The sequence below is a fragment of the Haladaptatus sp. HS23 genome (genome assembly GCF_056892285.1).
The window spans coordinates 442,926-453,775 of sequence record NZ_JBXGLH010000003.1; the positions used below are offsets into that span (position 1 = coordinate 442,926).

9 protein-coding genes are annotated in these 10,850 nt (G+C 53.8%); 6 read left to right on the plus strand and 3 right to left on the minus strand.

Features of this window, described 5'->3' with window-relative positions; translation table 11 throughout:
* Positions 1-30 precede the first annotated feature (30 nt).
* The 3 genes from AC1XDK_RS12570 to AC1XDK_RS12580 all read left to right on the plus strand — a co-directional run bounded on the left by AC1XDK_RS12570 (position 31) and on the right by AC1XDK_RS12580 (position 2,999).
* Positions 31-1,002 (plus strand): hypothetical protein, encoded by a 972-nt coding sequence (locus tag AC1XDK_RS12570; RefSeq protein ID WP_483350233.1) that lies wholly within the window; start codon positions 31-33, stop codon positions 1,000-1,002.
* Between the two features lie 611 nt (positions 1,003-1,613).
* A complete protein-coding gene (locus AC1XDK_RS12575; protein ID WP_483350234.1) occupies positions 1,614-1,766 on the plus strand; it encodes a DUF2080 family transposase-associated protein in 153 nt (50 codons plus the stop codon).
* Positions 1,767-1,769: 3 nt separating this feature from the next.
* Complete coding sequence (locus tag AC1XDK_RS12580) at positions 1,770-2,999, plus strand: RNA-guided endonuclease InsQ/TnpB family protein (protein ID WP_483350235.1); 1,230 nt, start codon at positions 1,770-1,772, stop codon at positions 2,997-2,999.
* A 589-nt stretch (positions 3,000-3,588) separates the two neighbouring features.
* Here the strand turns inward: AC1XDK_RS12580 and AC1XDK_RS12585 are convergent.
* Positions 3,589-4,812, minus strand: a complete 1,224-nt coding sequence (locus AC1XDK_RS12585; RefSeq protein ID WP_483350236.1) for a Fic family protein — start codon at positions 4,810-4,812, stop codon at positions 3,589-3,591.
* 408 nt (positions 4,813-5,220) lie between these two features.
* On the opposite strand from AC1XDK_RS12585, the gene AC1XDK_RS12590 reads away from it, so the two are divergent.
* From AC1XDK_RS12590 to AC1XDK_RS12600, 3 genes are all read left to right on the plus strand, one after another.
* On the plus strand, positions 5,221-6,492 hold the full coding sequence (locus tag AC1XDK_RS12590; RefSeq protein WP_483350237.1) for an RNA-guided endonuclease InsQ/TnpB family protein: 1,272 nt from the start codon (positions 5,221-5,223) through the stop codon (positions 6,490-6,492).
* 308 nt (positions 6,493-6,800) lie between these two features.
* Positions 6,801-7,052: an AbrB/MazE/SpoVT family DNA-binding domain-containing protein gene (locus AC1XDK_RS12595; protein ID WP_483350238.1), complete on the plus strand. Its 252-nt coding sequence runs from the start codon at positions 6,801-6,803 to the stop codon at positions 7,050-7,052.
* The gene (locus AC1XDK_RS12600) at positions 7,049-7,390 is read left to right on the plus strand and encodes a type II toxin-antitoxin system PemK/MazF family toxin (RefSeq protein ID WP_483350239.1); all 342 of its coding nucleotides are present in this window, start codon (positions 7,049-7,051) and stop codon (positions 7,388-7,390) included. Before AC1XDK_RS12595 ends, AC1XDK_RS12600 begins: the two co-directional genes overlap by 4 nt.
* Positions 7,391-7,827: 437 nt before the next feature.
* Here the strand turns inward: AC1XDK_RS12600 and AC1XDK_RS12605 are convergent, their stop codons facing one another.
* Positions 7,828-8,859, minus strand: a complete 1,032-nt coding sequence (locus tag AC1XDK_RS12605; protein WP_483350240.1) for a transcription initiation factor IIB family protein — start codon at positions 8,857-8,859, stop codon at positions 7,828-7,830.
* Positions 8,860-9,945: 1,086 nt separating this feature from the next.
* A complete protein-coding gene (locus AC1XDK_RS12610; protein ID WP_483350241.1) occupies positions 9,946-10,770 on the minus strand; it encodes an aldo/keto reductase in 825 nt (274 codons plus the stop codon).
* Between the last annotated feature and the right edge of the window lie 80 nt (positions 10,771-10,850).

Consider the following 10,850-nt stretch of genomic DNA (forward strand, 5'->3'; position numbering starts at 1 on the left):
GCTCTAATATCCCGACTGCAAGCTCTACATATGCTGCCGTACGACACGGACCCCGAACAACAACTCACCATCGAAGCCCTCGCCAGAGCACGGTATGATGGTGATATCGATGCAGCCTATCGCGAGGTCTTGGAAACTGGTCTCGACCATACTGCCATCCCCATACGACGGCCACTCGACGGAACCAATGGCACTCTTGACCGCGTTTATTATATGACAGCACAGAATCGAAAGAGAGCCACACTGTTTCATCGCTTTGTAGCCCAATATGGCCGACAATTGGTGGCCTTCGGCGACTCTGGGGGGACGACGATGTCCGTGACTGCCTTCCTCGAAGAACTGATGACTGTTAGTCAGTATGGGGGTGTCGATCACAAAACAGCGTCGTTCAGTATCGCGGACTGGGATCAACAGTGGTACGGTTGGGGATTCGCTGACTTTGCAACCGCACTCCGCAGTACAGCCGATCGCACCCAACAAGCGAAGTACGAATCAGACGTCCCGGAAAACGTCTCGCTGGTCTTTTCTGTCAATACAGTCACAGTCATCGTCCAGTTCACCCATGATCGGACACACACCCCTGCACAGGCCAAAGACATCCGCATCAAGATGTACGCATCGGGCGAGCCATTCGAGCACCGAAAGACGCTGTCGACGATTGCCCGTCACTTCGGTGGGTCACTTGGTGCCATTACTCCCTTCGATGCACGGGCCAGCTGGACGCTTTCCACACTGGTCGAGCCGTGCGCCTATCTCACCGGCACCGATGGCAACTGGGTGACAAAAATCGTCATCGATCTCACCGACATCCCGCTGAAGACCACACCAGATACGACCTTCACACCGATCCTCCCAGAGCGCGCCGTTGTTCACCTTTCCTCTTATTGCTCGGTAAAGACTGCCCCCACCAATCGCTATCGAGTCGACCACTGTACCATCGCACGCCTCGACGGTGGGGTGTGTAACGTGGCACTGAGGGGTGACTGGCGTACTCGGAAGTAGGGACATGGAACGGTCGATGATGAAAGCCGGCAGATAGAGATCCGCAGACGTTTCATATAATAGATGCACTATAGATATGGAAACTCTGGGGCAGCGGTACGTTAAACGAAGTTTCATGCACTCTCCGAAAGCGACTGATTTGTTGTCAGGATAGCCACGGTTTGTTAGTATGTGCTACTAACCAACGCACGCTCTCTCTAAAACAATAGCGATCGCAAGGACTCACACAGCAATCTGCAACCTGCGAAATCTTCTCTATCTACTCCTCGTTGCAAGAACTATTTAAACGAGAGTTGGTCAGTCGTTGCCTTCTTTCACACAGAGTGACCCACCGCACTCACGACAGCTGTATTGCCCGGATTTCGTACCGTTTTCGAGGGCTGATATCGGGCACTTCGATCACCCGCAGTTCTCGCTCACAACTCACCACTTTGGTGTGTTAACTGAATACAGGCGCTAAGTCCCCTTCCTCAAGGAGCGAGCGCGGTGCGGGGCGAGCGAGTAGGGAGGGGATACAGCGCCGCCATCGTTTTTCATACACTGTACAACGACTGGCCCACAGGCACACGTAATCAAAATCTTTATCTATATGGTATGAATATAGATAAGTGATGGATAGGTACGAAACAGAGGACGCTAAAGAAGTCCTTGACCAAACCGTGAAACCCTTCGGAAGTGGCGGTGCTCACATCACTGTCCCAAAGCGGTGGATCGGAGCGGACGTGAAAATCGTTCGTGTTTCAGACCCAGATCCGGACGAATAGGCCATGCAGTACAACTACAAATATCGGATCGAACCGACAGTCGCCATCCGAGAGGAGCTTCTGCGCCACGTCGATATTTGTAGACAACTGTACAACCATTGCTTATTCAAACTCAACGAATCCGACGACATTCCCGCCCGATACAAGGTGCAGGGAACGCTCCCCGACCTCAAATCGTGGTGGGATGACCTCCGAGACGTTCACTCGAAGGTGTTACAGATGGTCGTCAAGCGCGTCTACGACAACCTTTCGACGCTCAAAGCGCAGAAAGAGAACGGACGCGCCGTTGGGATGCTCAAGTGGAAGCGACCACGGGACTACCACTCGCTTACCTACAACCAAACCGGCTTCAAGCTCAAGAATACGAGCGGTCGGCCCGTATTGTGGCTGAGCAAAATCGGTGAGATTCCAATCCATCTCCACCGAGATATCCCCGAGAACGCGACCATCAAACAGGTCACGGTCAAGCAAGAACCGACGGGTGAGTGGTTTGCCACGTTCGCCATCGACGTTGACGAAGAAACGCCCGAGAAACCGAAGGCTCCCGAGAAGTGTGTCGGCATCGACGTGGGCATCCTCAAGTACGCCCATGACACGGACGGGTATGCAATCGAAAGCCTCGACCTGTCCGAGGAACGTGAGCGTTTGGAACGCGCACAGCGCGATCTCTCGCGGAAGGAACACGGCTCTGCGAATTGGGAGACTCAGCGAACGGTCGTCGCTGGCCGTCACGCCGATTTGAAACAGAAGCGCCGTGACTTCTTACACAAGCTCTCGAACTACTACGCTCGGGAGTACGACCTCGTGGCTGTTGAAGACCTGAACGTCGCTGGAATGATGCAGTTTGATTCAAATTCACGCAACCGAGCATCCGCCGCATGGGGCACTTTTCTCCGGATGCTCGAATACAAGTGTGACCGAGAAGGAACGCACTACGTTCCGGTAAACCCACGGAACACGACGAAGGAATGTGTGTCTTGCGGCGTGAAGACGGATAAACCGTTGTGGGTGCGTGAGCACTCGTGTCCGGCGTGTGGGTTCGAAGCGGATCGAGACGCGAATGCGGCATGGAATATCCTTGCCCGTGGTCTCAAGAAAGTAGGAGTGGTTCACTCCGATTCAATGCCTGTGGAGACTGCGCTCCCTGTGGATACACCTGTATCTGCAAAGCGCGTTTTGGAAGCAGGAAGCCCCGTCCTCAGCGAGGCCGTTAGGCCGAGCAGGGCGGGGTAGTTCACAGTCCGCAGTGTTGCGAGGTTTTGAGGCGATCGGTCAGCGGGTGCACGATGTGCTGTGATCCGTGGTGCCGAACTCATGATACTCCCAGACGTGAACGAGTTCATAGCGAACAGTCACACTGAATTGCTTTCACCCGTGTTATTCGTCGACCGTCCACGTGAGCGCAATCGTGATTGCCTCTGTCGTCGGGTCGTACTTCGTGATGCCCACCTGTCGTTGTGCTCGGTGTGAAACCTACCAGTCGATTGCTTCGACCGGCAGGTCAGGGAAATACTTCGCGGCGATGTTCGTTGCAGGCTGTTGTGCTCAGTCGCGCAGGGTTATCGGTGTCTCAGGGGTATCATCGGTCGCAGCATTTGCACTTTCCGTGAGCGTTCGCTGGTCGGTGGTGTCCAGGAACGCGATTGGGTTTGAGGTTCAGTTGAAGATTCTCAAGAGCTACTTGACCTTGGGACGCTACCAGAAGACGTACAATTCGTATTCTCAATCGGGACGAAAGAATCTCGTGACAACTTCGAACGTGTGAATGTTGATGCATGTCACAGATATACGAGTAGCAGCCGATAGCCAGTGGGAAAAGCGGTTACAGCCATGTTCCATCTGGATTCGAGAGTAGCTCTCCAGGAGATGGAATTTCTACAGCAGATTTGTTAAGTATTCTAAGTACCTCATCAGCTTGATACTCCCGATATCGCTCTTTTCCAGTTCGCTCTCGGAGAATATCATCGGCGACCAATTGTTCAATTGCGTTGTTTGCTGCAGGATACGACATATCGATCAATTTTGCTGCTCTGGCTGCAGTTAAAATTGGCTCGCGAAAAATCACAGTGAGAAGTGCCCTAACAGATGGTGATGCATCTGCATACTCAGCTTGATATTGCTCACGCAGGAGAAGGAGAAGTTTTGCACGACTAAACGCTTCGTCGGCTTGCTCTTTGATACCTCGGAGAAAGAATTCTAACCACGCATTCCAATCTCCCTCTTCGCTTACTGTCAATAAGAGATCTGTGTACTGATCCCGGTTGCGACGAATATATGAGCTGAGATAGAACAGAGGATGGACAAGAATGTCAGCAGCGATTAGCATCAGCACAATCAAGAGTCTCCCTACTCTTCCGTTGCCATCCATGAAAGGATGGATCGTCTCAAGTTGATAGTGAAGTATCCCAATCTCAATGAGATCCGGATAGCTATCGCCAGCTTGCATGTACTGCTCAAAATTTTCCATTTTTCCCGCTGCGATTTCTGCTTCGGGTGGAACAAACCGAATCTGTTGACCAAAACCATTTGTATCTTCTTCAATCCATACATACTGCTCTCTGAATGTACCGGGGGCTGGATCCTCATGTTCTGTTCGTCCTGCCTCCATCAGCAACTCGTGTACAGATTTCAGGAGGTCGTTCGAAAGGTATGCCCGAGAACGACCACTTTCGATAAGTTGGGCTGTTGCTTCCTGTAATGCTTTCGCGTAGTTACGTGCCTCTCGGACGTCTTTTGAATCGCTCCCTTCTTGGAATATGTCTGAAACTGTCACTTTTGTTCCTTCTACTTGTGACGATTGTTCCGCTTCTTTATAGACAAAAAGTCCAAAGGTAGTATCCGGATCCTCAATTTCACTCCAGAACCCATCCAATCGTCCTAATGAGTGCATTGCTCGACCATGCTGCTGAATAACATCTTCTGAAAGCTCAATATCAGGAGGGAGATTATCTGGAAGATAGAATTTTGCTGCGGGAAGCTTTGCACTTGAATCCGCTGGAAGATATTTGCCAGGAGTCGGGTCATCAACGAGGTATCCATCTTTCATTAGCAGTTAGATGAGCATTCTAAGTAAAAGGTTTTTGCATATCGTTTATTCAGAGATCATTCTCGATCGCTCAGTAAACGGAACGTTGACCGCGCTTACTAACTAGAATTTAAAGCATCGATCACGCCACATCGTTTACTTACAATGGGTGAAATGTAGACAGTTAATCGAGAGTACGAAAGATGGCCATTTGGATCTCATGGATAGACTTGATCATATGCTGAGTAAACAACATTGGAGAGGATTGCGTTATAGATTAAACAGGCACAATACCACGATCTTTCAGCCGTGGATACGCGCCGTACGCTTGCTTGCACACCCGCCGGTGATTGCCGGGCCGGATATTCCACGTTAAATCGATAATAGTATGTTTTCACGGTTCATAACCGATTCTGAAGGTAAAATCCAATGCGAACCATCCGAACATTCGAGGCCACAATCACAAACCAAAAACGGGTGAGTGATGACCTCGACCAACTCGGATGGGCCGCGTCCAAACTCTGGAACGTCGGTCGCTACTACGCAGACGAACGATGGGACACGACGGGCGAGATCCCCGATGACGGGGAACTCAAAGCCGAACTCAAAGGCCACGAACGCTATACGGACTTACATTCTCAATCCAGTCAGCGCGTTCTCGAAGAACTCGCTGAAGCGTTCACCGGCTGGTTCAGTAAACGTCGGAACGGGGACGACCGTGCCCGACCGCCCGGTTTCCGCAAAAACGGAGACTCACACCCTCGTTCGACTGTGTCATTCAAAGCGGCTGGCTTCAAGCATGATGCACAGTTTCAGCGCGTTCGCCTCTCGAAAGGTCGCAACTTCAAAGAACACCGCTCGGACTTCATCCTATGTGAGTACCAAACTCGCCCGGATGTTGACCTGACCGAGTGGGACATCCAACAGGTTCGCGCCATCTACACGCGCGACGAGTGGCGACTGCAATTCGTCTGTCGAACCACCATCGACCCGGAACCACCGGGTGACGAGGTAGCTGGTGTTGACCTCGGTATCTGCAACTTCGCCGCTGTCTCCTTCGGCGGTGAGTCGGTGTTGTACCCTGGTGGCGCACTCAAAGAAGATGAATACTACTTCACGAAGAAGAAAGCCAAGTGCGACGATTCCTCGTCCCGTGAAGCCACTCGTCTTGACCGAAAGCGAACGGGTCGCCGGACGCACTTCTTGCACGCACTCTCGAAAGCAATCGTTGAAGAGTGCGTCGAACGATGTGTCGGGACGCTTGTCGTTGGTGACCTCGGCGGCATCCGTGAAGACGATGAGAACGAAGCCTCTCGAAATTGGGGCGACCACGGCAACTTGGACTTGCACGGGTGGGCGTTCGACCGCTTCACGACGCTTCTCGACTACAAGGCGGAAGCTGAAGGCATCGACGTGGAGTTGGTATCTGAACGCGATACGTCGAAGTCGTGTTCGGCGTGCGGCCACGTGGACGACAACCAGCGGGTTGAACGTGGCCTATACGTGTGTGAGAAGTGCGAGACGGTTGCGAACGCGGACGTGAACGGTGCGGAGAATATTTGGCAAAAGGTACTCCCGAGTCTCGTCACGGATGGCGGCGATAGGGATAACGGCTGGTTGGCACAGCCAGCGGTTCACCTGCTCGACTGTAGTGAGGGCGTTTTCGCCCCACGAGAACAGGTCGTGAACCGCGAACCGTAATATCCCAACTCAGCGGTGCGGTGCCGTGGGATTCCCGCGTCTTCAGGCGCGGGAGGATGTCAATAGCTAATCACCATATCTCACTTTCCGTCAGCGTTCGCTGGTCGGTGGTATCTGAAAACGTCAATTGGCGTGCCATAGGTAAAAAGGGCTGAAGCGGTGGTTCGTTCGGCAGGTCTGTCCGTCCCTTATGTTCGCACGAAGGGATGGCCAACACGGGACGTCACCGTGACCATCCCAATCCCACGTCGTTTCTCCCCAACGCACCCAGTGCACTTATAGATATGAAAAACATATGAATTCGTATAATGTCTCAGAACACACGTCGTGTCGGTGATCGGGGTCAGATCACGATTCCAAAGTGGATTCGAGAGCAAGAAGATATCCACGGTGGAGACGAGGTCATCGTCGAACGCGAAGATGGCAAAATCGTGATTCGAAAGCCGAATGGCGTTGACGATGCGGAACTCGCGAAAGCATACAAGGACAACGCCGAACAGGCACGTGAAATAAATGAGGATTGGGAAGGGGCATCGAGAGAGGCAAATGACTATCTATGAATGTTTCTCGCGGTGATATCGTTCTCGTCAATCTCGATCCGACAAAAGGCTCCGAGATGAAAAAGACCCGACCAGCAGTCGTCGTTCAAAACGATACTGGTAACCAGTATTCTCCGACAACAATCGTCGCACCGATGACAACGACACTCTCACAGTATCCATTTGTCGTTATTCTCCGGGCAAGCGACGAAGATGTCGACAAGGATTCTGCTGTCCAACTTGATCAAATACGGACGGTCGATATTGAAAAGCGTATTGAACGAACTTTTGGGCACGTCAGCGACGAAAAAATGGCTGAAATCGATGTGGCGATCAAAGTGAGTCTCGGGTTATATTAAAGCAGTGGTTCATTCGGCAGTTCCGTCCGTCCTGTCGCACGGCCAGCACGTGATGCCACCGAGACCGTCACAGTCGCAGTCTTCTAGTCCATTCTCTTCGTCCTCTGAGGAAGACGTTGAGCGTTCCCCCGTCAGTCGCGGTTTCGACCGCAGCCATGTGTTTGCAGTAAGCGTAGTGGTGGACGTGATAGGGCACGTACAGGCCATCAGTTCGTGCGTTACGTGGTGAATGAAGAAGACATAGTGGTGGACTGTGGGATTCCCTCCGCAGAAAGACACAAGTACAATACAACTGCCTCAAACCGTAATCTTCGAATACGGTATCTGACCTCGACATTCTTTCTCTCGGTCGTGGCTGCCGGCCGAAGGCCGGGAGCGGTGGGTGGGGAGGTGGGCGTGGGTGGCTGGTCTCAAAAAAGAAAACCTCGCCCGTCGCGCTATTCGATTCTCCCCACTGCACGCTCCGTTCCGAGGACATCCTGTCGTTCTGCCCGTCCATGTCGTTCTTCGTAGGCATCGTACAACTCTCGAGAATAGCCTGCGACGACACTTTTCGACGTCGGACACACCTGACTCACCGCGTTGGCCACATCTGCCTGAGTCACTGATTTTCCGTCCGTCAACCGGTCTGCCGCATACACGGCCGCGCCCGCAACGGCCACCCGCGACGTTCCTGGCCCGACTGGCTTCGTGTCGGCCACTGCCAGCAATTGCTGTCCTAGGCGAGCAAACATTAGTACAGTCTGTGCGTCCAGCCTGTCGTCTAACGCGGCCAACACCACATCCAATGCCCGCACCTGCACTGGGGGAAACGTCTCGACCAGTTCACACTCGATCCGAATCTTTCGCGCTGCTGCACACGCTCGTTCGCATGTCGATTTTGCGTATTCTACGACCACGGCAGTCTCTCGTGATAGGTCCGCTCTTCGTGCCGCCAACAACACTGCCCCAGCCGCCAGTGATTCCCAGGCCATCCGGCCACCTGGCAGTCGTCGCTCGGCCGCCTGTCGCATAAGCAGACACGCATCCTCACAAACATACCTCGGCAATCCAACGTTCTCACCGATGCTCTGGACATCTCGCAAGCTCTCGTTCAACCGTCGATCACGGGCGTCCATCCGCTTGTCCAACCGACGTAGTCGTCCGAATCGCCGCTTTTGTTCGGCCGAAAGTGGCCGTCCATTCCCGTCTCGTCCGAGACTGAATCGCGACCCGAGTCCGTGATTCACTCTGAACACCGTTGTCGGCTCGATTGCCCACTCTTGGGGACCGCTCCGACGCACTGGCCCATGCACACTCGGTGACACTGTCTGGTTTATTTCATCTACTCTAACGACAAGGCCACACGCCTCACAGACCGTCTCGATTCCCGCTGTGATTACTCGCCGCCCACATTCCGGGCAGCCGCTCGTCTGGTTATTCGATTGTCGATACGAACCTTCTTTACCGAAGCTATAGCTAGTACTCATTGGGATCGCCTAGATTCCGAAGGCGCGTCCACTACCGCGTCTTTTCCGACACTCACCACTACATAAGTTCCACCTCTATCACAACTCGACCATCACCTACGCGCGCTCGCTTGCGCCTTCGCGAGCGCCCCTGGGCGCGAAGCGAGCGCGCGTTTTCGAAGGAACATGACCAGCACCGCGCGCCGACCCGCCCGGAGCAAGCGGCCAGCTTTAAGCCGTTTCTCGTGTCCGGCCCGCGAGGGGCGCAACCGAAAACGCGCTTAATGCTGGCGTCGAGACCAGATTCACTTTAGCCCGGAACGCCGAGCTTGCTCGGCGCAGCCCGGAATGGTCAGTCGCGAGCGACGCGGAGGTCTCGTAAGCAAAGCGAACGAGACGTCGGTGAGCTGTGCTCACCGGACGGCGGCAAGCGGCGAGCGGGGCGTGCCGGAGAGAACCACCAGTTAAACAATGAGCCCCAAATCTCGAGCATCCACTCCGGGTGGGGATTGAAAGGGGCTGTGCGATCGACGAGCGAGACGACGTTCCCGCGAGCGAACGAGCGTGAGAGTGGGAAGCAGCGAGAGCTCCGCTCTCGCCAGCCAAGCTCCGCAACGCAGTGAGAAGCAGCGAGGCACAGCCGGCGAGCGTGCGGGGGCTTTCGGAGGTATCGACAATCCAATACCCCTTACTAGTGCCCCACAGGTCGTCTTGTCGCCTGCGACCGTCTCTTCTCTCTCCTACGAGAGTCGAAAAGTAGTATAATCCCACCTTTATCGATCGACGTGCAATTGCTGTGAAACAGACTAAATCACTATAAGACTACCTGTGCGTCGAATCCGACGCTAGTTCCCCGCGTTCGTAGACGACGACGGACTCACCTATCAGCTCACTGAAATTGTGGGCGACACTTCACCGACGATCCCGCCTCCGATGATTGCATACTCTGTTTCGCCCATTCAACCACATCCCCGAACGGTAATCGCATAGATATACGTTGGCAGTACCAGAAGTATTTACTACGCAGATCGACAGGGAGACACGACAAGTGCCTCTAGTTTTGACCCCGAGACGGTTCACTGAACAGCTGTTTTACAACTGAGACCATCACCATCGGAACACCTCTCGGAGACGATCGATCACCCCTCCGGTGACCGCAAAGACCGCCTCCATCTCGTCGTCGGTGAGTTCGAAGTCAAAGACGTCGAGATTTTCCCGCCTATGTTCGCTCCGGGAGGCTTTTGGGATCGCGATAACATTCGACTGCTGAAGTAACCACCGCAACGCGACCTGTGCGCCGGTCTTGCCGTACCGTTCGCCGATCGTGATGAGCGTTTCGTCGGTTGCAACGCGGCCCTTTGCCATTGGCGTATACGCTGTGAGACTCACGTCGTGCTGGATGCAGAACGCAAGCAGGCTGTCCCGGCGATGGTACGGATTGTATTGCACCTGGTTCGTGACGATTGGCGTCCGTGATGCCTCCATCGCGGCCCGCGTCTGATCGATCGAAAAGTTGCTCACCCCAATATGATGCACGTAACCCCGGTCTTGTAAATCGTTCATCGCTCCGATCGTGTCTGTAATGTGTACACGATTACTTGGCGCGTGGATCAACAGCAGGTCGACATACGTCGTGTTGAGTCGGTCGAGACTTGCCTCGACTGAGGACACCACCTTCTCGGACGCTACGTTCCCACGGTTGAGTTTCGTCGTTACGAAGACATTCTCCCGGTCGACAGCAGCAGCGGTAATGCCTGCTCCGACCGCGTCTTCGTTGTTGTACATCTGTGCGGTGTCCACGTGGCGGTACCCTAACTCTAGTGCCTGCTCGACAGCCAGACGGCACTCTCGGCCAGTCATCGGGGTAGTTCCAAGGCCGAGTGCGGGAATGGTTGCATCGTTGATAGTCACGGTCTCTGTCGTCGGTGCCATAGCCTATAGTAGACATTAGAAGTAGTTGCTCACTGTTGGAAGAGATAGCTGGTCGAGAGCGGTATCAATCGCCGTGGTTA